Source organism: Henriciella pelagia (genome assembly GCF_002088945.1).
Taxonomy (GTDB): domain Bacteria; phylum Pseudomonadota; class Alphaproteobacteria; order Caulobacterales; family Hyphomonadaceae; genus Henriciella; species Henriciella pelagia.
In genome coordinates, this window is sequence record NZ_NCSU01000006.1 from 51,710 (window position 1) to 75,941 (window position 24,232).

Below are 24,232 nucleotides of genomic sequence, written 5' to 3' on the forward strand. Positions count from 1 at the left end.
GGGCAGGACCGGCAGAATAGATATAATCACGTGTGACGTGAATGCCACATGACCAATCAGTATCCTTGGGCGAAATTGCGTCCGGAATGGCGCGGAGACACGAATTCGGCTGCGGCGCTGATAAAGTTGCGAGTGAAACTTGCCTTCTCATCGAGGCTTCGCTAGACGGCCATATAAACATATAAAGGATCATTGATATGTCCAAAGACTACGCTGTGGCCGATATCTCCCTGGCCGATTTCGGCCGCAAGGAAATCGCGATTGCCGAGACGGAAATGCCGGGTCTGATGGCGGCGCGCGAGGAGTATGGCGCCGAACAGCCGCTCAAGGGTGCGCGCATTGCCGGCTCGCTTCATATGACGATCCAGACGGCGGTCCTGATCCAGACGCTGGAAGCGCTTGGCGCTGAGGTGCGCTGGGCCAGCTGCAACATCTATTCGACGCAGGACCACGCCGCTGCCGCCATCGCGGACAATGGCACCCCGGTCTTCGCTCACAAGGGCGAGACGCTCGAGGAATATTGGGACTTTTGCGACAAGATCTATGAGTGGCCGGATGGCAGGACGGTCAATCTGATCCTCGACGATGGCGGCGATGCCACCATGTACCTGATCCTCGGCGAGAAGGCGGAGAAGGACCCGTCCGTTCTCGACAAGCCGAAATCGGATGAAGAGGTCGCCCTGTTCAAGCAGATCAGGAAACGGATCGCGCAGTCACCCGGCTGGTTCGCCCGTATCAAGGCCGGCATCCGCGGCGTCTCCGAAGAGACGACAACCGGCGTCAATCGCCTGTACCAGCTGGAGAAGCGCGGCGAGCTGCCCTTCCCGGCAATCAACGTCAACGATTCCGTCACCAAGTCGAAATTCGACAACAAGTATGGCTGCAAGGAATCGCTGGTCGACGCGATCCGACGCGGCACGGATGTGATGATGGCTGGCAAGACGGCGTTTGTCGCCGGTTACGGCGATGTCGGCAAGGGCTCGGCGGCCTCACTGTCAGGCGCCGGTGCCCGCGTGACGGTGTCCGAAGTCGACCCGATTTGCGCCCTGCAGGCCGCGATGGACGGTTATGACGTCCAGACCATTGAGACGATGGCGCCGAAAGCCGACATCTTTGTCACCGCAACCGGCAACAAGGACATCCTGACTGTCGACCATATGCGCGCGATGAAGGATATGGCGATCGTCTGCAATATCGGCCATTTCGACAATGAAATTCAGGTCGAAGGCCTGCGCAATTTCAAGTGGACCAATATCAAGCCGCAAGTCGACATGATCGAATTTCCAGATGGCAAGCGGATCATCCTCCTGTCTGAAGGGCGCCTTGTGAACCTTGGCAATGCGACGGGCCACCCAAGCTTCGTGATGTCGGCCAGCTTCACCAACCAGACACTTGCTCAGATAGCGCTTCACAAGAATGATGGCGAGTACAAGAACTCGGTCTACACGCTGCCCAAGCACCTCGATGAGAAGGTTGCGCGCCTTCACCTCGCCAAGCTCGGCGTGGGCCTGACGGAGCTTTCCGAGGAGCAGGCCGACTATATTGGTGTGACGCCGGAAGGCCCGTACAAGCCGGAGCATTACCGCTACTAGCACACACCATAGGTGAAATTTCACCGGTTGGTTTTGCCTGATTTCAAACCCTTCGTGATTTAGCTCCTGGCTGAATTGCGGAGGGTTTTTCCACATGACTATTCTGACCCGGCTCGTGCTGGTTGCACTGACCGTCGCGCTATCGTCCTGTTCCGAGGCGATGCTGAATTCCGAAAGCAATGGGCGGCAAATTCCGGCCAGCTACCCCCTCATGGTAACGCGCGACGCGAACCCTGCAGTGCTTGGCGATGTCGCAACCGGTCAGCCAAAACTGGTCAACTCCGAATTGCCGGCAGAGTTCGAGATGGTCCGGGCCGATCCGAATTGCCGGATGCCGCGGCCTGCGCAGGGCGCAAAGCTGGCCTACGTCTATACCTATGGCGGCGGCGAGAAGACACCCCTGCAATATGTCCCCGGTACGAGCAATGCGGCCTCGCTTCAGGCCGATATCAAACGGAGCCGCACGATTGCGGGCACGTTTGCCGGCGAAAATCCCGAAAGCTCAGCGCTCGCCAGTGAAGCCGCTGCATTCGCACGGGGCAATGCAGTGGAGTGGCTGTCGCGGATTGATGTTCTTGTGACCGAAACGGAAGCGCCTGTCTTCCTCGTGCTCACATCCTATGATGCGGTGCTGTGGAACATTCAGACGGCCCCCGGTGTCGAAATCGATGGTATTGTGGTCAGTGCCTATGAGGGCGGCGCTATCGCCAATGGCGTGGATGCCCGCCGCACAGGTTTCATGGGCTTTCGCGGCGCGCCAGGCGGCAAATGCTATCTGAAGGGCGTGGCCTATCAATCCCTCACCCCCGCATTCCAGCAGAGTATGCACAAGCGCTTTGGCCGCAAGGCAAGCTGGCTCCTGACTGAGCCCCCTGGAACGGGCGTCAAGGCTGTTCTGGTTGGTGATGTGCCAGACCAGCCTTTCCAGCAGCAGCCGATCTCGACGATCCAGCTGCCATCCTATGTTTGGCCCTATTGGGGCTCACGCGACGACGCCTTCAAATATTTCGGCTTGAAAGGCTAGGCTTGCCGAAGTGCTGAAAAAGAATGACAGTCCCGTCAACAATCGATTGGGAGGTCATTCAAATGCGTATCTTGATGATGGGGGCGGCTGTGGCCGTTCTTGCGGCGTGTGGTGGTGGAGACGAGCCGAGCGATGCGGACGCGGACACCGGCACTGTCGCGGAGCAGCCGGCTGCTGATGGCGCGGCCGTTCTTGAGCCGGGCGATGACTTCCAGGCCCGGCTGCAGACCATGCTGATCGAAGCCGAAGAAGGCAGCACCATCACCTTGCCGGAAGGCACTTTCATGATGACAGACGGGCTTTCGCTTGATGTCGATGGTGTCACGATCACCGGCGCAGGCCAGGGTGCAACCATTCTCGATTTTTCCGGACAGCGCGGATCGGGTGAAGGCCTCCTCATCACATCAGACGATGTCACCCTCGAAAACTTCTCCATTCAGGAAACCAAGGGAGATGGCATAAAGTCCAAGGGGGCAGACCGCATCATCTACCGCGATCTCACGGTGGAGTGGCTCGGCGACCCCGATCCTGAAAACGGCGCATATGGTGTCTATCCGGTCGAGAGCACGGATGTTCTCGTCGAACGGGTCACGGTGCGCGGGGCGTCGGATGCCGGTATCTATGTGGGCCAGTCGAACAATATCATCGTCCGCGACTCGGTTGCCGAGAAGAATGTCGCCGGCATCGAGATTGAAAACTCGACGCATGCCGAAGTGTACGGGAACGTCGTCACGCAGAATACAGGCGGTGTTCTGGTGTTCGACCTGCCGGACCTGCCAGTGATGGGCGGCAACTCCACCCGTATCTACAATAACGACATCTACTCGAACAACACGCCAAACTTCGCCCCGCCGGGCAATATCGTTGCAGGCGTGCCTGCTGGCACCGGCGTGATCATCATGGCGAATGACAAGGTCGTGGTCGAGAATAACCGTTTCGAGGACAATCAGACCGTCCAGGTCCTGATCACGGCCTATACCGAGCCGTTCACCGATGAGGATTACAATCCGCTGCCGCGCAATGTCGTGGTGAAGGGAAACACTTACGGCACGGGCGGAAACAATCCGGATGGACGCCTTGCCGAGATCGCGCCGCTGCTGGGTGGTAGCCTGCCGCCTATCGTGTGGGACGGCGTGACGCGCTGGGGCGAGAATGAGGATATCGACAACAATATCGTCATCGACGAGGGTGAGGGTGTCGGCTTTATCAATATCGGTTTCGGCACCTATCCGATGGACCTTGCCAATGTTTCGCCGAGCATGGAACGTCCCGGCGGCGAGGCGTTTGGCGAGCTTGAACCGGTGACCCTGTCGCATAGCGAATGAGACGGGCGCTTCTCGCTGCCCTGACAGGGCTGCTGGTGGCTTGCGGCAAGCCGGTCGCCGGTCCGGACATGGATGTAATCCTGGCCGACAAACCGGCCCGGACGCTGGCAGAGTATGGTTTCTTTCAGGATGTGTCGGCGCGGGAGCCTGCGCGCGGCGTCGTGGCCTATGACCTGATCAATCCGCTCTTCTCTGACCATGCGAGCAAGCACCGGCTGGTCTTTGTGCCGGTTGGCGAAGCGGCGACCTATAATGGCGACGACGTGTTCGACTTTCCGGTCGGCAGTGTTTTGATCAAGACATTCGCCTTCGCGCCGGACATGCGCCAGCCGGAGGAGGGGGAGCGCTATCGCGAGACGCGCCTGCTCATTCGCAAGGCCGATGGCTGGGCGGCCTATCCCTATGTCTGGAACGAGGACGAGACCGAGGCGACCTATGCGCCTGCCGGAGACTGGCTGGACGTGGCTTTCGTGGACCCGGCGGGCGAGCCAGTCTCCATCGAATACCGCGTGCCCAACCAGAACCAGTGCAAGACCTGTCACCAGATGGGCGATGATATCGCGCCGATCGGTCCGAAGGCCCGCAATCTCAATCACGAGGGGCCATACGGGAAGATGCAGCTCGCCGACTGGTCGGCGCGGGGCATTCTGAGCGGCCTGCCGGATGCGCCGCCTGCGGTGCCGAGCGTGGCCGGCATGAACGCAAGTGTGGAGGGGCGGGCGCGGGCCTATCTCGATATTAATTGTGCACATTGCCACCGGGCGGAAGGGTCCGCCTCGAATTCGGGCCTGTGGCTGGGTTATGACGAGGCTGAACCGACAAAGCTTGGCATCGGCAAGCACCCGACCGCAGCTGGTCGCGGCTCAGGCGATGCAGTGTTCGTCGTCGCGCCGGGCGAGGCGGACAATTCCATCCTGACCTATCGCATGGCGTCCACGGAAGCTGGCATAGCCATGCCGGAGCTTGGCCGCGCGCTCATTGACGAAGATGGGCTGGAGCTGGTGCGGGACTGGATATCCGGGATAGAAGCCTACTGAGCGGTTGTCACATCAGTCGAAGTGATGAGGTCGCCATCGCAGAATATTTCGACACGCTCCGGTTGATGTCCTCTGGTTCTATAGACGATCTTGCCGAGACCTTCCTTCGGTCCCCACTCGACGACATCAAGCTTCAGCGTGCCGTTCTCGTCGACGCCTTGCGGCTCGAAGCGGCGGGACAGGCCGTCATCCTCGATCTCGACGACTACGGTCAGGTTGCGCGGCGGGCCGCCCGGTCCGGGCATCATGTTGACCCATGCGCTGGTATCCGTGATCGAGAAATTGCAGAGCGGCGAGGGCGTGGCTTTTCCGGGCATCAGGCAGGCTCCAGTCAGGGCGAGTGGCAGCAGGGGAAACGCGCGTTTCATGATATCTCCTACCAGTTCTTCGACAGGCTGAACCAGTAGACAGACGCGGCATCGGCGTCTTCAACATGGTTTGGCTGGGTCGAGAGGGCGGCGGTGAAGCCGGCATTGATATGACCCGGCAGGCGGAAACCCCAGCGGGCCTCGTAATTGATCTCCCGGCCACTTGGCGTGAGCGGGGCATTGATCGTCCGCGTGATGAAGTTGAAGGTCTCATCAAGGCCGGTCACGCCTTCGAAGTTCAATGTGCCTGTCTCGGCGCGGCGGGGCTGCGCGATGACGAGGCCAAGGCTGCCGATGGCGGTGATCGTGTCTGCGCCGATCGACCAGCGGCTTGTCCAGACATTGCTCGTGTCCACGCCCGGCAGGTCGACCGAAGCGGCTTCCATGCCGGCTGACAGGCGCAACTTGTTCAGCGGCCGCCAGGCGCCTTCGAGTGCGTAGGCCGAAAGCTTTGAGCGGTCCTCGCCGCCAAACCGGCTCTGGACATAGCCCCCGAGGGCTGTGCGGTCGTCCTGGATATTGCTGAGCTGTGCCCGCCATCCCCAGTCGCGCTGTATCCTTGAGAGCCCGATGCCGGACACGGCGAGGTCTTCATCATCCGATGAAAAGATCTCGAACGACATGTTGCCCACATCGTGGCTGTAGCGCGCCCATCCGCCGTCGGAGAAGCCCGTGCGTGCCCCGGCTTCATTGATCAGGCTGGTCTCTGGCGCGAGCGATTTTGCGCCAAAGCCGCGGCCGAACTCAACGCCGCCGCCCGCAAAGAGATATTGCGCTGTGAACTGGGCCGGCGGCGCTTCGTCATAGGGGATGGCCGGATTGTCGCGGAAGGCAGCCTGGTGCCAGGAGAAGGTCACTGGGCCTTGCCTGAAGGCGTGCGCCTGCCCGGCCATCGAGTCAGCGCGCTGGTCGAAGTCGGCAATGCGCGCTTCGCCTTTTGGCAGGATGGCTGCGGCATCGAAGCGATAGGCGCGATTGAACTTGTCCGTGAACACAAGCTCGCCCAGGGCGCCGGGCTGGCTTGCCCAATCGCCAAATGCACCTTCGGCGGGGGCAATGGCGAGGGCGGTGGACTGGACTTTCCCATCAATCGTGAAGCTGGTTGCGCCCTGTGGGGCAAAGGCCGCAGCGAGATCGAGAATACCGACGCCAGAGACTGCATCGACGCCGACACCGGCCGCTTCCCCGCGGATCAGGTCCGGATTGTTGTCGACATAGTCCTGCGCGCTGTCGAGCAGGGCGGCAAGGGCGTCTTCGGGGGCCAAATTGGGGAAGACATCGAGCATCAGGGCCAGCGCGCCGGAGACATAGGGCGCGGCAAAGCTTGTTCCGTTCACGCGGTAGTAGTCGCCAATGTCGTCGTCATCATTGCAGTTACTGCTCTGACCGGGTGAACAGGTTGGCTGGTCGGGAAAGATGACATCATCGTCCGGGCCGGTCGTCAGCACGCCCTCGCCGGGCGCGAGGATGTAATAATTCTTGGTGTTCGCCGATCCGTTGAGCCCTTCGCCATTGCCGGCGCGGTTGGAGAAATCGGAGATCACGCCATTGAGGTCGATTGAACCGACGGCCACGACACGGCCCAGCGTTCCGGCGGCTCCTGCGATATTTGCGGGCTCGGTCGGGGAGATGCCGGTGGCGGGATCAGTAATAGATGGATCGTCCTCATTGGGTGCGGCAGGGGCCGCTTCATTGCCTGCGGACACCACAACGAGAACACCGGCAGCGGTCGCCCGGCGGATCGCATTTTCGAGCGACGGGTCAGTATCCGGCTCACCGCCGAGGGAAAGGTTGATGATCCGCGCGCCATTCGAGATGGCGGCGTCGATGGCGCGGGCGAGATCGGCGTCGCGAAACTTGCATCCGCCATCATCACCGGTTTCCTGGCAGCTGCCCGGCCGGTCTGCGCGAATGGCAAGAATGTCCGCCTCGAACGAGATGCCGTGGCCTGCGATATCATTCTTGTTGGCCGCGATGACGCCCGTCACCAGCGTGCCATGACCTTCGCTGTCTACATCGTCTGCACCACGGGTCGCGGCATTCACATCGAAGGACGCGCTGACAATGCGGCCCGTGAGATCCGGATGGTCGGGGTCGGTATTGGTGTCGATGACGGCGATGAGGATGCCATTGCCGGTCGCGCCTGCAGCATAGGCCGATGAAGCGCTGATCACCGGCAGGCCGCCTGTTCGAATGTACTCCTGCGTCTCGAAACTGCTCGCCGGAGGGGGCGGCGGTGGTGGTGGCGGAGGAGGAGGGGGAGGTGGTGGCGGTGGTGGGGGCGGCAGCACCGTTCCGCCGCCACCGCCGCCGCTGGCACCACCACCGCCGCATGCCGCCGCGCCCATGAGCAGCGGCACCGCAAGGCTGGCCGTCATGAAGAGTTTGCGGACCCGGAGTGAGGAGGGGCGGTGAGACATGATGCGAGTGCTTTCCCTGATGCAGCAGTTCCATCTGCAATGAAGAATGGTAGGCCGATTGGCCCCGACGCCCAAACCCGGCGGGTGATTTCGTTTACATTTGCAGAATGTCGCCTCAAGAATGAACGGCAAATGAAATTCGGGATGGGAACTGTGATGGCGAAATTTGCTGCGTTGATCGGCTGCGCGAGCCTGGTGCTCGCCGTGTCACATGGGGTCGGTCACACGCTGCAGGCATCGGCCGAGGTTGTCTCCGTCATGCCGCTAGGGCCGGAATGTGCGCGGCGTGCGGAGGCGCTGCCTGCCCAGATCGACGCGGCGATTGAGGCAGAAGCGGGCGGTGATCGTCTCGTCCGGCAGATTGTGCCCTGTTTGAGAGTGTCGGACCCGGCTGTCCGCGATGGTTTTGCCTACACGTCCCTTGCCCGATTGTTGCGAGGCGGAGCCGTGTCGATGGAAGAACGCCGCCTCTTGCTCAGGGAGCTGTTGGCGGATCTTTCACCGGACGCGCTGGACATGCACGGCTTCGGCAAGCCTTTCGCCGCCCTGGTCCTGTCCGAGGTCGCGCGAACCGATCGCGTCGCGCCGTGGATGATGGCAGCTGAGCGCAAGGCGCTGGTCGAAACCGGCGCGGCCTATCTGGAAGACATTACAGATTATCGCGGCTTTATCGATGGCGAAGGCTGGCGGCATGGCGTGGCGCATGGCGCAGACCTGTTGATGCAACTCAGCCTGAATGAGGCAGTCGATGAGGCGGATGCAGCGCGCATGCTTGCGGCAATCGGCACCCAGGTCGCGCCGCGCGACGGGCCAGCCTATGTTTTCGACGAGCCGCGCCGTCTGTCGCGGCCATTGCTGTTCCTGACGCAACGCGGACTATTGGGTGAAGACGAGCTCACAGCCTGGTTTGAGGCGATGGGCGATCCTGCGCCGCTCGCCTCATGGGATGACGCCTTTTCGTCGGAGGAGGCGCTTGCCCGCCGGCATAATCTTCGGGCCTTTGCCTATGTGGTGCTCGTCTCGGCGACGGAAAGCGACGACGAAAACCTCAAGAAACTGCGGCCGGGGGCGCTTCACCTGCTCACCACAATCCCCTGATGGTTACCACGCCATTAACCCGGACTTAACGCGAACAGCCCATTGCGTTAACTAGTAGATTGGCCCGCGCGCCAGTGATTCGCGCCGGAGGAAGACATGACGGCTGAACAGGTCCCGCTTCTCATTGCGGCCGGCGCGCTCGCGCTCGGCCTCGCTTTCATTCTCTGGGCATTGCGAACGTCCGAGGGCGCCCGCGGCGCGGCGAAGAAGTACCGCGAACGCGCTTCAGAGTCCGAGACCGGTCTTGCAGAACTGAAATCCGTGCTCGGGGCCCACCCTGGTGTGATCCTTGTCTGGCAGGGCGATACGCTGGAAGACGAGGATGATGACATCGCTGCGCCGGAGATCCACGGCTCGCCCGTGGCGCTTGCCAGCCTGCTGCGCTTTACAGACGATGCCGTTTCCATCGACCCAGCTATCCGGATCATTGAAGGCCTGGCAGACCTCGAAGCCCGCGACGGGGCCGGGCAGGACACGACGCTGCGCATCCGCCTGCGTGAGCTGCGCGAGAACGGCCAGCCTTTCTCGCTGACGCTGATCGGCCCGTCCGGACGCTTCCTTGAAGCCGATGGCCGCACGGCCGGGGCGCGTGCGGTTGTCTGGATCACGGACTCCACGATCAAGGGTCTTGAGGAGAGCTCGGCACGCGGCAAGCTCGAAGAGGCTCGTCAGGTCATAGCGCGTGACCCGACCGCCTTTCTCGACATGCTCGGCAAGTCGCCCTTCCCGGCCTGGCGCGTGTCCGGAGTCGGACGGCTGCAATGGGCAAACCCGGCCTATATCGAGGCGGTGGAAGGTGGCTCTCTCGACCGCACGCTTGACCGTCAGATCATGCTCGACAACGCAGCTGTCGACCAGATGCGCAAGACGATATCAGAAGGCCGGGACATTGATGCGACGCGCCATGTCGTCATTGGTGAAGAGCGCCGCGCAATGCGTATCCTGACCTTCCCGCTGTCGGGCGGTGCGGGTGCGATGGCGTTCGACGTAACCGAGCAGGAAGCCGCCCGCGAGGACCTCAACCGCCATGTGAAGGCGCATGATGAGACGCTGAACCATGTCGCCGATGGTGTGGCGATCTTCGGACCCGACCGCCGCCTCAATTTCTACAACCGGGCTTTTGCCGCGATGTGGCAGCTTGATGAAGGCTTCCTTCTGGAAAGCCCGTCGCATGGTGAGCTTTTGGACCGCCTGCGCGAAGGCCGCCGCCTGCCGGCAAGGGCCGATTATGCGGCGTGGCGCGCCGATGAACTCTCCTATTATCTCGATATTAGCGGGATCGAGGAAGACAAATGGTCCCTGCCGGACAATCGCACGCTTCAGGTGACGCGCCAGCGCCACCCGATGGGCGGGCTGCTGCTCCTGTTCAAGGACATTACGAGTGAGCTCGACCTGCAGACCCGCTTCAAGGCCCTGACCAAGACGCAAAGCTCGACGCTCGACAGCCTGCATGAAGCTGTTGTGGTGTTTGGCAGCGACGGACGGCTGAAACTGTCCAACAAGGCTTTCACCACGCTCTGGGACCTTGATGAGCAGACAGTGAAGGACACGCCAGACTATGACGTCATCATCGAGGCGTGCATTCCGCTGTTCCATGATCGCGAGACGTGGAGCCAGATCAAGGGACACATCACCGACCCGTCAGCGACGGCACGCCAGATGACCACTGGTGAAATGAAGCGCTCGGATGGTTCAACGCTGACCTATGTCACCCAGCCGCTGCCGGACGGAAATACGCTGATCGCCTTTGCCGATGTGACCGCCCAGCGCGCCGTGGAAGGCGCGCTTCGTGGCCGCGCCGAAGCCTTTGAGGCGGCAGACAAGCTGAAGACTGAATTCGTGCGCAATGTCAGCTACCAGCTGCGTTCGCCGCTGACGACGATCCTCGGCTATGCCGAATTCCTGCAGTCGCAGAAGTTTGGTGAGCTCAATGAACGTCAGCTGGGCCAGATCAACGCAATCCTCTCTGCATCCGATCACCTTGGAAAACTGATCGATAACATACTTGATCTCGCCCTCATCGAGGCGGGGCGGATGGACCTTGATCTTGAGGACTTCAAGCTTGGCGATGTCGTACAGGAGGGCATTGACCTGATGGTGGGCAAGGCTGCCGATACCGAAATCAGCGTTCATGCCGACATCGACAAATCGGTCGGGACCATCAATGCAGACAAGCGCCGCATCCGTCAGGTGCTGTTCAACCTTCTCTCCAATTCGATGCGCTTTACCGAACCGGGCGGCGAAATCACGGTTTCTGCCAAGCAGATCGAGAATATGGCGATCCTCTCGGTCAAGGATAATGGCAAGGGGATCGAGGCAGACCGTCAGGCTTCCAGCTTTGACAGCTTCACCTCGACCGACCAGCAGGGGGCCGGGCTCGGGCTCGCCCTTGTCAAGAATTTCGTGGATCTTCATGGCGGCAATGTCGGCATCAAGTCGGTTCCGGGGGGCGGCACTGAAGTTGTGTGCTGGCTGCCGGTGAAGGCCGTCACGACGAAGCGCACGCCGCTTGAAAACGCGCCGCTGGAGGCATCCGCCTGAATCCGCCTGTGCTGTCGTGGTCACAACAGTAAAAACTGAGAGGCCGGGGCTTGAAAGCTCCGGCCTTTCGCTTGAAGACAGCGCCTCGAGTGAATGAACAAGAGAGAGGCTGACCCATGCCCGAGCTGTCCCCACGCCACGACTGGACCCGCGACGAGATCACTGCGCTCTATGAAGCGCCGCTGGACGTGCTGATGAGCCAGTCGCTGGCCGTGAAGTCCGCGAACTGGGCGGATGGCAAGGTCCAGAAGAGCCAGCTCCTTTCGATCAAGACGGGCGGCTGCGCCGAGGATTGCGGTTATTGCAGCCAGTCGGCCCACTTTGACACGGGCCTGAAGGCCGAAAAGCTGATGGCGCTTGATGAGGTTGTTTCAGCCGCACGCCAGGCCAAGGAAAGCGGCGCGGACCGGTTCTGCATGGGCGCCGCCTGGCGTAACCTGAAGGATCGCGACCTGCCGAAGATCAAGGCCATGGTCGAAGCGGTGAAGGCCGAAGGCCTGGAGACATGTGTCACCGCAGGCATGCTCGAGCCGCATCAGGCGCATGCTCTGAAAGAGGCCGGTCTCGACTATTACAATCACAACCTCGACACCTCGCGAGAATACTACACGAGCGTCGTGTCCACGCGGACCTATGAAGACCGCCTCGAAACCATCGCGCATTGCCGGGAGGCTGGTATCAATCTGTGCGTGGGCGGCATTCTCGGCATGGGAGAGAGCCGGACCGACCGGATTGGCCTCATTCATGAACTGTCGAAACTAAATCCGCACCCGGAAAGCGTTCCGATCAACATGCTGGTGCCGATTGAAGGCACGCCGCTTGGCAAGTCAGCCCCGATCAGCGTGGTCGAGATGGCGCGCGCCATTGCCGTCTGCCGGATCGTGTTTCCAAAAAGCTGGGTACGCCTGTCAGCGGGCCGCGAGGCGATGAGCGAGGAAGGCCAGGCGCTATGCATGCTGGCGGGGGCGAACTCCATCTTTGTGGGCGACCGTCTCCTGACCACCAACAATCCGGGCGAAACGCGCGATGAGGCCCTGCTGAAGGCGATGGGTTTCGAACATGCGAGCAGGGAAGAAACGGCGACGCCCGCAAAAAAATACGTCCTGCTCGAGCAGTGAGTAACGAATTCACGTAGGTCGCAACAAAAGACTGACGGAGCAGAATTTGGCAATAGTCGAGGATATTGCGACACTGATCTTCGGTCAGCTTGTGGATGGCTTAACGGGCGGGCGGTCCAGTCAGCTGCCCTTCGTGCTTTTTGGACTCACTTGCACATTTCTAATCATCCGGAGAGCTGGCGGAGGCGTCGTAGCTCTAATTTACTTCGCGTGCATACCGTTTCTGAACTGGTCGTTCGGCGTAATAGAGTCGCTTTGTCTCGTCACGCCTTCAAGCGGAGATCCCGGTCGGGTAATGTTTGATGCCTGTTTGTACTCGTCATCGAACTATTTCCCACGCGGCCTTACAATTCATCCCTTGGTTCTGGTCACGGGACTTGTATTTGTTCTTCGTGACTTTGTTCAACGACGCATCGGTCAGAAAGTATTGATCGTCATGGCGTTGGGCATTGCGTGGGCATTTTACTATGCTTGGCCTGTGATAGCGTTAGCCTCAGGACTCGCTTTTGCTATTTCTGAGCTAGCCGACTGGGCGCTTTACACTTTTTCTCGCTATCGACTGTCGACTCGCATTCTACTTTCTTCCGCCGTTGCAGCGCCGATTGATACGACAATCTTTCTTTATGGCGCTGATCTAGCAGTACAGATGGAACTGGGCTCTCCCCCCGGAACACTATTTCACTGGGCGAACCTGGTTGTCTTTATCGCCGGTAAAATGGTTGGCGCATTGATTGTTTCCGATGCGGTCAGGCGGAGGGAGAAAATTGGGGTGATCGATCCGGCTGCGACCTGATCACGAAAGCGGTTCCCAATTTGCGACTGTGACTTTCGTCGCGAGCACCTGATGTGATTTCTTTAAGTAGTTGGCCCGGACAAGAACTTCTTCCGCCGTCAGGCCATTTTGCGTTACGGCACCGAATACACCCCTCCCACCGGGCAGTGTGACGCCCTCAATACGACTAAGGTAGAAGTGATCGAATCGCGTTGGACCAGTTAGAAAGTGGTCGAATACTTGTTGCCCGCCAACAACAGCGAGTTTGCGTGCGTTAGTAGAGAAGCTCGACAACACCGAGGTGAGCGGCGCTTCGTTCGGATTCCAGTAAACGACATTCCCATGGGTTTCAGGTGATCGGATTTTTGTCGTCAACACCAGGCGCCGTCTGTTTTTGTGATTGGGCACCGCGTCATGGCTTCTGCGTCCAATTATGGTAATTTCGGCTTCATCAAGCGCCGCTTGGAAGAACTCCCATTCTGCATCATTCTGCAGACTATCGGGCATCATTCCAGATGCATCGGCAATTCGGTCGTCGTCTCCCACAACTGCGTACCCGGAAATTTCAAGACGTTTCGATTCCATGCGGGTGTCTCTATATCAAGTTTCAGCAGCTTGCGACGAGCAAGCTGTCATCGCTTGCGGGTGGTAATAGATGACGACACTGCACATGGGAGCCGCTAGAGAATATTGATGAGTAATACCATTGATGCCGTAATCTGGGACTTTGGCGGGGTGATTACCTCGTCTCCCTTCGAAGCGTTCAACCGCTATGAGGCCGAAAATGGCCTGCCCACAGACTTCATCCGCAGCGTGAATGCGCGCAATGGCGACACGAATGCCTGGGCGAAGCTCGAGCAGTCGCAGGTCAATGCCGAGGAGTTCGACACGCTCTTCCTGGAAGAAGCAAAGGCGCTCGGACACGCCGTACCTGGCAAGCACGTTCTCGGCCTGCTGTCGGGCAATGTCCGTCCGCGCGTGGTTGAGGCGCTGAGACACTGCAAGTCGAAGGTGAAGGTTGGCTGCATCACCAATAATGCCCCCATCGGCAAGGGCGCTTCGATGACCGACAGCGATGAGCGCGCCGCCGAGATCGAGAAGATCTTTGACCTGTTCGACCATGTAATTGAAAGTTCCAAACTCGGAATTCGTAAACCTGACCCGCGTATCTATGCCCTCATGTGTGAAGCGCTTGATGTCGATCCGAAGCATTGCGTCTATCTTGATGATCTCGGGATCAACCTCAAACCTGCGCGTGCCATGGGGATGACGACCATCAAGGTGCTGAATGAAGACCAGCTCCTGGCCGACCTCACCAAGGCGACCGGCTGGCAGGTCGCCCAGGTCGCCCAGTGAAACAGGGGCTCGCCATTCTTCTGATGGCGTTGCCAGCCGGCCTCGCAGCCTGCGGCGGCGAAGACCGGTCCGAAACAGTTCGCCTGAAAGTCGAAGCGGCACCGGATTATATGCGCCCCGGCGACGGACCCGAGCAGGCGACCCGTGAAATATCTGCAGAAGCGCAGGCCACAATCGACGAGCTTCAGCGGATCATTGAGACCAACTCGCTCTACCAGCTCGCAAGATTTGCCGAGGCCGAGCCCACCTTCCTGTCCAACTTTGCCGGGGCTTCGCATCGGGAACACTGGGACCTGCTGCGGCGGACAGGCTTTGACCCGATCCTGACGCTGGAAAAGCTTCTGGACGGACCGTATGGCGCAAAGATGGTGTCCGGCGAGACCTGGTATATCTGGCCTGAGCTCGCTGCTCTTGATCCGGCGGAGCTTCAGCCCCAGCGGCTGAACTTCAGCCAGCGGGCGCGCCTTGAGGAACTTGTGGGCGATACGGGAATTGCTCAGATACGGAACGGCGAGGGCTATCCTGGCGTTCGAACCGCCATCGCCGAAGATGGCCGCTGGCTCTATTTCGTGCATGAAACAGAAGGCGAGGAATAGGCATATGACCACGAAGTTGGAACTCGACACCGCGCTTGGCCAGCTGTCCGGCTGGACCGCCGCCGAAGATGGCAAACATGCCATCTGCAAGACCTACAAGTTCGAAGATTTCGCCACCGCATTCGGTTTCATGAGCGCGATCGCGACGCAGGCCGAGAAGGCCGATCACCATCCCGAATGGTTCAATGTCTACAACAAGGTTGAGGTGACACTGACCACGCATGATGCGGGCGGTGTGACTGAAAAGGACATCAGTCTCGCGCAGAAGATGGATGCGCTGTCAGCCAAGCTCGGCTAGCGAGCTGGTCTAGGCGCTCATCTTCTTGATGAGGGAGTCGATCTCCCTCATCATGTCGTCGTCTTCCCGGTTACGCCGCAGGGCCACTTCAGGAGCGACAGCCGACAGGCAGCGCGTCAGAACTGTCATCAGCTGGCGCTCATCGATCGGCTTTGAAACATAGTCCGACATTCCCATCTGGATATAGCGTTCACGGTCGCCGGCCATGGCGTCGGCGGTGAGCGCTATTGTCGGAACATTTGCCCAGCTTTCTCCGCTCGCCCGGATGCGGGCCAGCGTTGCAGGTCCGTCCATTTCGGGCATGTGGATATCCAGAAGGACGATGTCGACGGCCATCTTGCCGAGAACCTCCAGCGCCTCATGGCCACTTCCTGCCTCGACCACATTGAGGCCCATCGGTTCGACGAAGAGGCGCGCGACCCGCCGATTGATGCGATTGTCGTCAACCACCAGCGCTGTCTTTCCGCGAAGGTCCACGACGTGCTCGTCCTTGGCTGGCACAACCAGATGCGGCGTAAACATGGTTGGTTTTGGCTCCTCCACCGGCAGTTCGGGTTGCGCAATCCTCCCCGCTTCCATGGTGAAGGTGAAGATGGAGCCCTTGTCCGGTTTCGACACCACGGTGATGTCGCCGCCCATGAGGCGGGCGAGCTTGCGGGCAATGGAGAGACCAAGGCCTGTGCCACCGAAGGTGCGCGTCGTCGAAGCATCGGCCTGCTGGAAATTCTGGAAAAGGTTGGCGATCTGCGCTTCCGTCATCCCGATTCCGGTGTCGGAGACGTGAATCTTGAGGCGCACCCGCTCGGGATCGCTGCAGTCTTCACAGGTTGCCGCAACGATCACACCGCCTGTCGCGGTGAATTTCAGTGCATTGGAGACGAGATTGTCGACGCACTGGCGAAAGCGGACCGGATCGAACTCCATGAGGGAAGGGATATTCTTGTCCACAATGACGCGCAGGAAGAGGCCCTTCTCGTCTGCCCGCGGACGATAGAAGCGCTCGGTGCGCTTCATCTTGTGACGGAAGTCGTCGGTGATCGGCGCGATTTCGAGCTTGCCTGCCTCGATCTTGGAAAGATCCAGAATGTCATTGAGAAGGGTCATAAGGGATTTGGAGCAGTCGAGGATGGCATCGACCATCTCGCGCTCTTCTGCCTGCAGAGGACGATGACCGAGCGCCTGTGCCATGCCGAGGATGCCATTGAGCGGCGTACGGATCTCATGGCTCATGGAGGCGAGGAATTCGGACTTCGCTTGGCTAGCGGCTTGAGCTTCGCGCTTGGCATGCCGCAGTTTACGCTCTTGCTTACGAACATCGCTGATGTCCGAGCTGATGCAGAGGACCGTACCGTCCGGCAATTGCGAGAATGTTGCCTTGATCGATTTTCCATCGATCGTGTCGACATCGACCGTGCTGAAACTGCGTACCTGGTCGACCAGGTTTTGCGAGTAAGCTCTGACATCAAACTTATCCGTGTCAAAACCAGGTGAATTTTCCAGAATTGACCGGGCGCTGTTACACATGGCGTCTTCAAGCGACTGACCGGCCTCCAGCAGGCGGTAGAACTCCGGAAAGTGCGTGCGCGCAGTGCTGTTGACATATAGAAGGCTGAAGTCGGAAGCGTGAAGCGCAAGGCCGTTATCGACATGCGACAGGGCCTCCAGTAGCTGCTCAAGACTGAGGTTCAGCTTATTTTTTTGCGACACGAGTTTTCCCCCAAATCTGTTTTTTCCTTCAACTAGACTGAAATCATTGAGGAATCCTTCACAACGTGAGGTCGCAAAGCCGTAATGGTTACGCTTGACGCAGGTACTTGAAGCTGGAACTCAAGCGAGCGAACAAGGACACACATTCAAGGGAGTAGAGCGATGGGACGGGTATCAGGAAAAATGGCGTTTGTGACCGGCGGGGCGCAGGGCCTTGGCGAAGCGACAGCCTGGATGCTTGCGCGCGAGGGCGCCAAGGTCACGGTGACGGACATCAACGGCGAAGGTGCAGAGAAGGTCGCTGGCGCTATCAATGCCGAGCTTGGCGCTGGTACTGCGTTTGCCTGGCAGCATGATGTGACCGATGCCGAACGGTGGCAGACCGTGCTGAAGGAGGCCCACGACGCGATGGGTGGGCTCAACATTCTGGTCAACAATGCCGGCATCGGCTCTCTCGGCTCCGTCGAGGACGAGACTTACGAGACGTTCCGCAAGGTGCAGGATGTTGATGTCGACTCGATCTTCCATGGCTGCAAATACGCGATCCCTCTCATGCGGGACCATGGGCTTGGCTCGATCATCAACATTTCGTCGATTGCCGGCATTGTCGCGAGCGGAAATTACATCGCTTACAACACGGCGAAAGCGGCCGTGCGGCATATGTCAAAGTCGATTGCGCTGCATTGCGCAAAGACCGGCGGCAAGATCCGCTGCAATTCGGTGCACCCGGTCTTCATCAACACACCGATCCTCGACCGCACCAAGGAGATGTTCGGCGAGGAAGAAGCGCTCGCAAAGCTCGGTCGCCAGATTCCGCTCGGCAAGGTCGGTGAGCCTGATGATATCGCCTATGCCGTGCTCTATCTCGCCTCCGATGAGAGCAAGCTGGTCACCGGGATTGAGCTCAAGGTGGATGGCGGCATTTCGGCGATGTAGCCTGCTGGCAGCAATCTGATTGAAGAGGGGGCCGGGATGAAGATCCAAACCGCAATTGCTTCGCTATGTCTGGCGCTTGCCGGGTGCCAGAGCTCTGATAGCGAAACTGAACTGGCCGGGACAGGTTTAGATCCGCGCAAGGCGCCATTGTCCGGCGAAGCGTGCCCCGATGTCGGTGACAAGGCCTTCTTCTTCTGGATGGAGACGCGTTCGGCAGAGCCGGGCGAAAAGATCTCGCTCACCCCTTACTGGACGGACATGCCGGGCGGCTATAATCACTTGCCTCCCGCCTGTCTGGATGACCTGGGCGTCACCCCTGAGGGCGCGGCAACCTTCGAACGCCTCGAAGACGGCCGCGCGGTCGCGACGATCAGTCCGGAAATTTCGCCGGGCACGATGGTACTGCTCGAAGGGTCCTATCGCGAGCATCGTCTCATTGGCCGGGTCGACGTGTTCTCCGCGGACGCAAACCCGCTCGTTGGCACATGGCGCCAACGTGAGGAAGACTGCCCGAACGGCAGCCCCATCCGGGAGCTCGTTTTCGCCGGCGGCGGTGAATTTTCCGTAACCTGGACGCCGTTCGAGGTCTACAAGGACTATTGGGGCGTCTACGAATACGACGCTGCATCAAATGCGTTCCGATTTGCTGTCGAGGGCGGCAACCAGATCCCCGACGACATTCACGAACAGGGCTCGGTTGTCATTGAGGATGGTGAACTCGATTTCGGTGGGGTCGTCTTCGGCACTCCGGAAGGCGCTGACGCGCCCTGCACGGCAAACTTCGTGAATTAGCGGGCTGAGCTATAATTCGTCTTGCCTGGCGCAGAATGTTCATGGTATGTTCTGGTTCTGCCAAAGGAGGGTGGGACATGATTGGATATGTGACGGTCGGCACAAATGATCTGCAGCGGGCTGCGAAGTTCTACGACGCGATAGCGTCGGAGATGGGCGTCAGCCGCATGATGGATTTTGAAACATTCATTGCTTGGGGCACGCCGGATGGTCCGGCTGGCATCGCCGCGACGAAGCCGTTTGATGGCAATACAGCGACGGTCGGCAATGGCACAATGGTGGCGCTGCAGGCCAGGGACCAGGATCAGGTGCACAAGCTTTACGAGATCGCGCTTGCCAATGGTGGGACTGATGAGGGCGCGCCTGGTCCGCGCGGCGAAGACGGCTTTTACGCGGCCTATTTCCGCGATCCGGACGGGAACAAGCTGAATGCCTTCGTGATGACTGGCTAGGCGTTGTGCTGGCGGAACCCCAGTAGTCGGTAGACCAGCAGGGCAGCCATCATAGCCGCACTGACAAAGAGTGGCATGCGGTGCTCGATGGAATAGAGCACCGCCCCAAGCAGGGGCCCGAAGATGAAGCCGGTCGGCGGCGCTGCGGCGAGCAGCGCGGCAGCTGCCGCCTGTTCATGACGTTCCACTGAAAGGCTGCCGAGGGCATTGGCGGCAGGAACAGAGAGCGCCGACCCAATCCCCACGACGCCGAAAGCGGTACAGAAGGCGATGAAATCCTGGAGCTGGGCAGCGGCGATATAGCCAGCCACAATCAGGATGAGCCCGATGGGCAGGATGCGGGCCGGATCCGGCCTCTGCGGCTGGACGTACCCGAATTGGACGATGATCAGTGAAACGGACATGCAGGCGAAGGCAATGCCGGTTGACTGCACTGCGTCTTCGTCCGCGAGGTTGTAGCGGTCCACCACCAGGAAGGCGAGCGTCTGCTGGATCGCGCCGACCGCGACGAAATAGGCGAACAGAAATGTCAGGTGCGGCAAGACACGCGGGTCACGCACGCGAAGCGGCGTCGCGCGGTTCGAGTGGCGATTGCCTTTCGATTTCGGCAGTGAAAACCCGATCACCAGGCCTGCAAAGGCACAGAAGGCGATGGAGCCCCAGAGGGGAACCAGTTCTCCAAATTCGGCAAGCACGCTGGCACCAGCCGGACCGAGAATGGAGCCAAGACCCATGGCTGCGCCAAGCATGCCAAGCCCACCCGCCCGGGTAAGCGCAGTCGTCGCATCCGTCATCGCCGCCATGGAGGCAGGCTGCAGGCCCGGCGAGAGCAACCCGAAGAAGATGCGCACGAAGACGAGCAGGAAAAAGGCTGCCATGCCCGTCACAATCCCCGCCAGCGCCGCTTCGAGCGCAAACAGGAAAATCATGTTTGTGCCGGCCATCGCGAAGAGGGAGAATACCATGATCCGTTTGCGACCGAAGCGATCCGCCCAGCGACCCCATTGAGGAATCATAAGTGCATAGATGATGGCCGACAGGACGAGAATTCCGGCAACCTGTATCTCTGTCAGCCCCGCTTGTCGCGCGAGTGGGGACACGACCACGAAATTGATCGTCATGCCTGCGCCCATGGCCACGCTGCCGAAGGCAATCGCAGCTTTCTGGAAGGCGCTCAACGGGCGCGGTGGCTGTTCAAATTCTGTTGCTTCGCTCATCGACCCGCTTTCTTGACCATCCTTCTTGTCGATCTTCGCGGCAGGCGGCAAGCGCGACGCTGGGGCAGCCGGCGGCCGCAAGTGCGCCGGGACTTGGACTGTGGCAAAACACGCCCATCTATTGCAGTCCATCAGCAAACCGGCTTAGTCGGGGCTGAAACAATTGGAGGTACTGGTGAAAGCCATTCTGTTAGTTCTCGACCTGGTTCTGCAGCTGGCCATCTGGGTGCTGATCATCCAGGCGGTGCTGTCCTGGCTTATCGCGTTCAATGTCGTGAACACGCGAAACGGGTTCGTGATGTCGATCTGGCAGGCCCTTCACCAGGTGACCGAACCACTCCTGCGCCCCATACGTGGGTTCCTGCCGCGCACCAGCGGTATTGACCTTGCGCCGCTCGTGCTGATCCTTCTCATCATCTTCCTGAGATATGTGAACCATCTCTACCTGATCCCGAACGTGCCTTAGGCATGCGGCTGACGGTCCGCGTTACCCCGAATGCATCGGCCGACACGGTCGAGGGCTGCGGGGTGGATGATGCCGGACGGGGCTTCCTGAAAGTGAAAGTGCGAGCCGTGCCCGAGCGAGGCAAGGCCAATCGCGCTGTGGAAAAGCTCCTCGCCAAGGCCCTCGGACTGGCAAAATCTGAAATCCGGGTGGTGACGGGCGAGACGAGCCGCATTAAGGGCGTCGACATCGACACTGAACCCGGCAGCGCTGCGGCGCGCCAGATCGAGGAGTGGATGGGGCATGGCTGAACGGATTGACGGCAAGCAGGTCGCGGCAGACGTCCGCGCAAAGGTCGCAAAGGCCGTTTCGAGCCTTCCGGGGCAGCCCACGCTCGCCGTTGTCCTCGTTGGCGAAGACCCGGCAAGCCAGGTCTATGTTCGCAACAAGGTCAAGCAGACCGAAGAGACCGGCATGCGCTCGCTGCACCATCACCTGCCGGCAGACGCATCGCAGGATGAGGTCGAAGCCCTGATTTCGAGCCTCAACGATGATGCCGAGGTTGATGGCATCCTGCTGCAGCTACCATTGCCCAAGGGCCTTGATGAGCAACGCGCCATTGAATGCATCGCCCCCGCCAAGGATGTCGACGGCCTGACAGAGGCCAGCGCCGGTCGGCTCGTTCTAGGCAAGCCCGGCCTTCGTCCTTGCACGCCGACAGGCTGTGTCATTCTCGCCAAGAGTGCGCTCGGCGATGATCTCTCGGGCAGGAATGTCGTCGTGATCGGCCGTTCCATCCTCGTGGGCAAGCCGGCGGCGCTTCTGTTCCTGGCCGAGAACTGCACCGTGACGATTGCGCATTCGCGCACCAGGGACCTCGAAGCGCTATGCCGGACGGCGGACATTCTCGTCCCGGCAGTCGGACGGCCTCAGATGGTCAAGGGCGACTGGGTGAAACCCGGCGCGGTGGTCATCGATGTCGGCATCAACCGGATCGACGCGCCCGAGCGCGGCGAAGGCAAGACGCGGCTTGTCGGCGATGCCGATTTCACCGAATGCGAGCCGGTCGCCGGGCACATCACGCCCGTACCAGGCGGCGTCGGGCCGATGACAATCGCCTGTCTTCTGCGCAATACCGTGATCGCGGCGTGCTACCGGCGCGGCTGGGATTTGCCGCAAGGGCTGTGAACCAGCCCGTGAGTCCACCGCCTGGTGACCTTTTCGCTTCGTTGTGGAGCAAACAGTCAGGCCTCTGCGCGCTTTGCGGAAAGCCGATGCCTTCCAGCCGTTTCGATGTTGCTCACGCCACGATCTGGAAGAAAGAGCGCCCTACCTTCGACCACATCATTCCACGCGCGGCGGGCGGACCGGACAGGCCGGAAAACTTTCAGCTTGCCCATGCGCGGTGCAACAAGATCAAGGGAAAGTCTCAGGCTGGGTCGGTCGGCCGCGAAAGGACATAGGCAGCGCCGCAAATCAGCAGGCCAATGGCAAGCGCCATCCAGCTCCAGTGTCCCCAGAGAATGAATGTGCTTATTGCGCCTGCCAGCGTCATCCCGAACAGGGCACCACCTTTGGATGCGTTCGAGAGTGTCCCTCTTTCGATGAATTGCTGAATCGGCGGTCCAAATCTGGGGCGGGCGTAGATCCAGTCGCGCATGGCTGGGCTGGAGCGGGCGAAACAGAGGGCGGCAACGATCCAGAAAATTGTGGTCGGCCAGACGGGCAGGAAAATTCCAATCGCGCCAAGGGCCAGGAACAGGAAGCCGAGCAGTCTCGCGATCATCATGCCCGCGCCTTCTCCACAATCAGTTGAGAATGGTTCTCGCACAATTGCTTTTAAAGGGCCAGTCAACCGTCATCAGTTGATCGAAGGGCGCTGGCGGCAGCGGCTGCGCTCGCCCACGCCCATTGGAAATTGTAGCCGCCGAGCCAGCCGGTCACGTCAACGCATTCGCCGATGAAGTAGAGGCCCTCTACCCGCTGGCTTTCCATCGTCTGCGATGAGAGGCCAGCCGTATCGACGCCGCCAGCTGTAACTTCCGCCGTACGCCAGCCCTCAGTGCCTGCCGGCTTGATGGACCAGTGCTTCAGAGCAAAATCGATGGCTTCGATCTCAGCGCTGGAGAGGTTTGCGAGCTGCTTGTCGGGCGGCATGCCGGGCCATGTCAGCATGAAATCTGCCAGTCGCGAGGCATACTGGCGGCCCAGCCAGGTCGAGAGCGAGATTTTCGGGCTGTCCGCCTTTGCGGTCTTCAGGGCATCGCGGACAGACCAGCCGGGAGCAAGGTCTACGTCGACTGTTTCGGTCTCTCGCCAGTATGACGAGACTTGGAGAATGGCGGGGCCCGACAGTCCACGATGGGTAAAGAGCATGGCCTCGTGAAAGTCCGGCCCGCGGCCGGCTTTCGCATCGACTGGGCAGGCGACCCCGGACAGGCTGGCGAAGCTTTCCTGCGCGCTGCCAGTAAAGGTCAGAGGGACAAGGGCTGGGCGAGGGGCGATGATCTCATGGCCGAACTGGCGCGCCAGTTCATAAGCGAAGCTGCTCGCGCCGATCTTCGGAATGGAAAGCCCGCCCGTCGCGACGACCAGATTGTCAGCCTCAACCTGGCCCGCACTCGTATCGACAACGAACCGGCCATCTCGATGGTGCACCGCCTCGATACTGGTTGAGAGGCGCAATTGCCCGCCTGCGCTTTCCAGTTCGTCCAGCAGGAGCTGGATGACCGCCGTGCTGCGCTGGTCACAGAACAGCTGTCCCAGCGTCTTTTCATGCCAGGTGAGACCATGCTTCGCCATGAGGTCGCAGAAATCCCAGGGCGTGTAGCGGGCGAGCGCCGACTTGGCGAAATGCGGATTCTCGGAATGAAAGTTGGCCGCCTTTGTTTCGATATTGGTAAAGTTGCACCGGCCGCCACCTGAAATGCGCACTTTCTCCGCCGGTTTCGCGCTGTGGTCGATGACGCACACGGTCAACCCACGGGCGGCCGCCCGCGCGCCGCAGAACAGGCCCGCCGCGCCGGCACCAAGGACGAGAGTGTGAAACCGCTGTTGCAGAAGGCAAATCCTGAAAAAGTCTTAATCGCGCCCTGTTGGCGGCATACGAACTTACTGTAAAGGTGTGAGTCACATCAG

Annotated in this window: 25 protein-coding genes; 18 read left to right on the forward strand and 7 right to left on the reverse strand. The window is 60.2% G+C overall.

Annotated features, from left to right (window positions below; all coding sequences use genetic code 11):
* The first annotated feature begins 197 nt into the window (after positions 1 to 197).
* The 4 genes from ahcY to B8746_RS01450 all read left to right on the forward strand — a co-directional run bounded on the left by ahcY (position 198) and on the right by B8746_RS01450 (position 4,978).
* Positions 198 to 1,592, forward strand: a complete 1,395-nt coding sequence (ahcY, locus tag B8746_RS01435) for an adenosylhomocysteinase (RefSeq protein ID WP_084391453.1) — start codon at positions 198 to 200, stop codon at positions 1,590 to 1,592.
* Positions 1,593 to 1,686: 94 nt separating this feature from the next.
* Entirely contained in the window at positions 1,687 to 2,616 is a 930-nt protein-coding gene (locus tag B8746_RS01440) for a hypothetical protein (RefSeq protein WP_084391454.1), read from the forward strand.
* Between the two features lie 62 nt (positions 2,617 to 2,678).
* Positions 2,679 to 3,941, forward strand: a complete 1,263-nt coding sequence (locus B8746_RS01445) for a parallel beta-helix domain-containing protein (RefSeq protein ID WP_084391659.1) — start codon at positions 2,679 to 2,681, stop codon at positions 3,939 to 3,941.
* A complete protein-coding gene (locus B8746_RS01450; RefSeq protein WP_084391455.1) occupies positions 3,938 to 4,978 on the forward strand; it encodes an SO2930 family diheme c-type cytochrome in 1,041 nt (346 codons plus the stop codon). Before B8746_RS01445 ends, B8746_RS01450 begins: the two co-directional genes overlap by 4 nt.
* Here the strand turns inward: B8746_RS01450 and B8746_RS01455 are convergent.
* Together B8746_RS01455 and B8746_RS01460 are read right to left on the reverse strand one after the other, a co-directional pair.
* Entirely contained in the window at positions 4,972 to 5,346 is a 375-nt protein-coding gene (locus B8746_RS01455) for a hypothetical protein (protein ID WP_084391456.1), read from the reverse strand. The two genes, B8746_RS01450 and B8746_RS01455, sit on opposite strands and share 7 nt — an antisense overlap.
* 8 nt (positions 5,347 to 5,354) lie before the next feature.
* Positions 5,355 to 7,766, reverse strand: a complete 2,412-nt coding sequence (locus tag B8746_RS01460; RefSeq protein ID WP_188657383.1) for a S8 family peptidase — start codon at positions 7,764 to 7,766, stop codon at positions 5,355 to 5,357.
* Between the two features lie 156 nt (positions 7,767 to 7,922).
* Between B8746_RS01460 and B8746_RS01470 the strand changes: the two genes are divergently transcribed.
* The 4 genes from B8746_RS01470 to B8746_RS01485 all read left to right on the forward strand — a co-directional run bounded on the left by B8746_RS01470 (position 7,923) and on the right by B8746_RS01485 (position 13,316).
* Positions 7,923 to 8,864 carry a DUF2785 domain-containing protein gene (locus B8746_RS01470; protein WP_158084502.1) on the forward strand — a complete coding sequence of 314 codons (942 nt, stop codon included), beginning with the start codon at positions 7,923 to 7,925 and terminating at the stop codon, positions 8,862 to 8,864.
* 96 nt (positions 8,865 to 8,960) lie between these two features.
* Positions 8,961 to 11,405, forward strand: coding sequence for a PAS domain-containing sensor histidine kinase (locus tag B8746_RS01475; RefSeq protein WP_084391460.1), 2,445 nt, complete (start codon positions 8,961 to 8,963; stop codon positions 11,403 to 11,405).
* Between the two features lie 116 nt (positions 11,406 to 11,521).
* Positions 11,522 to 12,523 carry a biotin synthase BioB gene (bioB, locus tag B8746_RS01480; protein WP_084391461.1) on the forward strand — a complete coding sequence of 334 codons (1,002 nt, stop codon included), beginning with the start codon at positions 11,522 to 11,524 and terminating at the stop codon, positions 12,521 to 12,523.
* A gap of 46 nt (positions 12,524 to 12,569) precedes the next feature.
* A complete protein-coding gene (locus tag B8746_RS01485; protein ID WP_198943690.1) occupies positions 12,570 to 13,316 on the forward strand; it encodes a hypothetical protein in 747 nt (248 codons plus the stop codon).
* Here B8746_RS01485 and B8746_RS01490 read toward each other — a convergent pair whose 3' ends face one another.
* A complete protein-coding gene (locus tag B8746_RS01490; RefSeq protein ID WP_084391462.1) occupies positions 13,317 to 13,880 on the reverse strand; it encodes a dihydrofolate reductase in 564 nt (187 codons plus the stop codon).
* 108 nt (positions 13,881 to 13,988) lie between these two features.
* Between B8746_RS01490 and B8746_RS01495 the strand changes: the two genes are divergently transcribed.
* From B8746_RS01495 to B8746_RS01505, 3 genes are read left to right on the forward strand one after another with little or no spacing between them, the layout of a single operon-like run.
* Positions 13,989 to 14,651: an HAD-IA family hydrolase gene (locus B8746_RS01495; RefSeq protein WP_084391463.1), complete on the forward strand. Its 663-nt coding sequence runs from the start codon at positions 13,989 to 13,991 to the stop codon at positions 14,649 to 14,651.
* Positions 14,648 to 15,247: a hypothetical protein gene (locus B8746_RS01500; RefSeq protein ID WP_143434498.1), complete on the forward strand. Its 600-nt coding sequence runs from the start codon at positions 14,648 to 14,650 to the stop codon at positions 15,245 to 15,247. Before B8746_RS01495 ends, B8746_RS01500 begins: the two co-directional genes overlap by 4 nt.
* A 4-nt stretch (positions 15,248 to 15,251) precedes the next feature.
* Positions 15,252 to 15,545, forward strand: a complete 294-nt coding sequence (locus B8746_RS01505; RefSeq protein ID WP_084391465.1) for a 4a-hydroxytetrahydrobiopterin dehydratase — start codon at positions 15,252 to 15,254, stop codon at positions 15,543 to 15,545.
* A gap of 9 nt (positions 15,546 to 15,554) precedes the next feature.
* Here the strand turns inward: B8746_RS01505 and B8746_RS01510 are convergent, their stop codons facing one another.
* A complete protein-coding gene (locus B8746_RS01510; RefSeq protein ID WP_084391466.1) occupies positions 15,555 to 17,252 on the reverse strand; it encodes an ATP-binding protein in 1,698 nt (565 codons plus the stop codon).
* Positions 17,253 to 17,414: 162 nt separating this feature from the next.
* On the opposite strand from B8746_RS01510, the gene B8746_RS01515 reads away from it, so the two are divergent.
* The 3 genes from B8746_RS01515 (at position 17,415) to B8746_RS01525 (ending at position 19,432) form a co-directional block, all read left to right on the forward strand.
* Positions 17,415 to 18,188, forward strand: coding sequence for an SDR family oxidoreductase (locus B8746_RS01515; RefSeq protein WP_084391467.1), 774 nt, complete (start codon positions 17,415 to 17,417; stop codon positions 18,186 to 18,188).
* A 36-nt stretch (positions 18,189 to 18,224) separates the two neighbouring features.
* Complete coding sequence (locus B8746_RS01520) at positions 18,225 to 18,980, forward strand: hypothetical protein (RefSeq protein ID WP_084391468.1); 756 nt, start codon at positions 18,225 to 18,227, stop codon at positions 18,978 to 18,980.
* Between the two features lie 77 nt (positions 18,981 to 19,057).
* Positions 19,058 to 19,432: a VOC family protein gene (locus tag B8746_RS01525; RefSeq protein ID WP_084391469.1), complete on the forward strand. Its 375-nt coding sequence runs from the start codon at positions 19,058 to 19,060 to the stop codon at positions 19,430 to 19,432.
* Here the strand turns inward: B8746_RS01525 and B8746_RS01530 are convergent.
* On the reverse strand, positions 19,429 to 20,649 hold the full coding sequence (locus tag B8746_RS01530) for an MFS transporter (RefSeq protein ID WP_084391661.1): 1,221 nt from the start codon (positions 20,647 to 20,649) through the stop codon (positions 19,429 to 19,431). The two genes, B8746_RS01525 and B8746_RS01530, sit on opposite strands and share 4 nt — an antisense overlap.
* Positions 20,650 to 20,824: 175 nt before the next feature.
* Between B8746_RS01530 and B8746_RS01535 the strand changes: the two genes are divergently transcribed.
* Genes B8746_RS01535 through B8746_RS01550 form a run of 4 tightly spaced genes read left to right on the forward strand, consistent with a single transcriptional unit; the run spans position 20,825 to position 22,557 of the window.
* Positions 20,825 to 21,115: a YggT family protein gene (locus B8746_RS01535; protein WP_084391662.1), complete on the forward strand. Its 291-nt coding sequence runs from the start codon at positions 20,825 to 20,827 to the stop codon at positions 21,113 to 21,115.
* A 2-nt stretch (positions 21,116 to 21,117) separates the two neighbouring features.
* Positions 21,118 to 21,405: a DUF167 family protein gene (locus B8746_RS01540; RefSeq protein ID WP_084391470.1), complete on the forward strand. Its 288-nt coding sequence runs from the start codon at positions 21,118 to 21,120 to the stop codon at positions 21,403 to 21,405.
* The gene (folD, locus tag B8746_RS01545; protein ID WP_084391471.1) at positions 21,398 to 22,282 is read left to right on the forward strand and encodes a bifunctional methylenetetrahydrofolate dehydrogenase/methenyltetrahydrofolate cyclohydrolase FolD; all 885 of its coding nucleotides are present in this window, start codon (positions 21,398 to 21,400) and stop codon (positions 22,280 to 22,282) included. Before B8746_RS01540 ends, folD begins: the two co-directional genes overlap by 8 nt.
* Before the next feature lie 8 nt (positions 22,283 to 22,290).
* The gene (locus tag B8746_RS01550) at positions 22,291 to 22,557 is read left to right on the forward strand and encodes an HNH endonuclease (RefSeq protein WP_269843681.1); all 267 of its coding nucleotides are present in this window, start codon (positions 22,291 to 22,293) and stop codon (positions 22,555 to 22,557) included.
* Here the strand turns inward: B8746_RS01550 and B8746_RS01555 are convergent.
* Both B8746_RS01555 and B8746_RS01560 read right to left on the reverse strand, forming a co-directional pair.
* Positions 22,524 to 22,883, reverse strand: a complete 360-nt coding sequence (locus B8746_RS01555) for a YbaN family protein (RefSeq protein WP_198943691.1) — start codon at positions 22,881 to 22,883, stop codon at positions 22,524 to 22,526. The two genes, B8746_RS01550 and B8746_RS01555, sit on opposite strands and share 34 nt — an antisense overlap.
* 62 nt (positions 22,884 to 22,945) lie before the next feature.
* Positions 22,946 to 24,154 carry a BaiN/RdsA family NAD(P)/FAD-dependent oxidoreductase gene (locus tag B8746_RS01560; RefSeq protein ID WP_084391473.1) on the reverse strand — a complete coding sequence of 403 codons (1,209 nt, stop codon included), beginning with the start codon at positions 24,152 to 24,154 and terminating at the stop codon, positions 22,946 to 22,948.
* Between the last annotated feature and the right edge of the window lie 78 nt (positions 24,155 to 24,232).

Coding starts and splice junctions, on each gene's coding strand:
- B8746_RS01530 (WP_084391661.1), bottom strand. CDS start 20,649: ATGAGCGAAGCAACAGAATTTGAACAGCCACCGCGCCCGTTGAGCGCC.
- B8746_RS01505 (WP_084391465.1), top strand. CDS start 15,252: ATGACCACGAAGTTGGAACTCGACACCGCGCTTGGCCAGCTGTCCGGC.
- B8746_RS01555 (WP_198943691.1), bottom strand. CDS start 22,883: ATGATGATCGCGAGACTGCTCGGCTTCCTGTTCCTGGCCCTTGGCGCG.
- B8746_RS01525 (WP_084391469.1), top strand. CDS start 19,058: ATGATTGGATATGTGACGGTCGGCACAAATGATCTGCAGCGGGCTGCG.
- B8746_RS01450 (WP_084391455.1), top strand. CDS start 3,938: ATGAGACGGGCGCTTCTCGCTGCCCTGACAGGGCTGCTGGTGGCTTGC.
- bioB (WP_084391461.1), top strand. CDS start 11,522: ATGCCCGAGCTGTCCCCACGCCACGACTGGACCCGCGACGAGATCACT.
- B8746_RS01520 (WP_084391468.1), top strand. CDS start 18,225: ATGAAGATCCAAACCGCAATTGCTTCGCTATGTCTGGCGCTTGCCGGG.
- folD (WP_084391471.1), top strand. CDS start 21,398: ATGGCTGAACGGATTGACGGCAAGCAGGTCGCGGCAGACGTCCGCGCA.
- B8746_RS01495 (WP_084391463.1), top strand. CDS start 13,989: ATGAGTAATACCATTGATGCCGTAATCTGGGACTTTGGCGGGGTGATT.
- B8746_RS01475 (WP_084391460.1), top strand. CDS start 8,961: ATGACGGCTGAACAGGTCCCGCTTCTCATTGCGGCCGGCGCGCTCGCG.
- B8746_RS01445 (WP_084391659.1), top strand. CDS start 2,679: ATGCGTATCTTGATGATGGGGGCGGCTGTGGCCGTTCTTGCGGCGTGT.
- B8746_RS01470 (WP_158084502.1), top strand. CDS start 7,923: ATGGCGAAATTTGCTGCGTTGATCGGCTGCGCGAGCCTGGTGCTCGCC.
- ahcY (WP_084391453.1), top strand. CDS start 198: ATGTCCAAAGACTACGCTGTGGCCGATATCTCCCTGGCCGATTTCGGC.
- B8746_RS01440 (WP_084391454.1), top strand. CDS start 1,687: ATGACTATTCTGACCCGGCTCGTGCTGGTTGCACTGACCGTCGCGCTA.
- B8746_RS01490 (WP_084391462.1), bottom strand. CDS start 13,880: ATGGAATCGAAACGTCTTGAAATTTCCGGGTACGCAGTTGTGGGAGAC.
- B8746_RS01540 (WP_084391470.1), top strand. CDS start 21,118: ATGCGGCTGACGGTCCGCGTTACCCCGAATGCATCGGCCGACACGGTC.
- B8746_RS01455 (WP_084391456.1), bottom strand. CDS start 5,346: ATGAAACGCGCGTTTCCCCTGCTGCCACTCGCCCTGACTGGAGCCTGC.
- B8746_RS01515 (WP_084391467.1), top strand. CDS start 17,415: ATGGGACGGGTATCAGGAAAAATGGCGTTTGTGACCGGCGGGGCGCAG.
- B8746_RS01460 (WP_188657383.1), bottom strand. CDS start 7,766: ATGTCTCACCGCCCCTCCTCACTCCGGGTCCGCAAACTCTTCATGACG.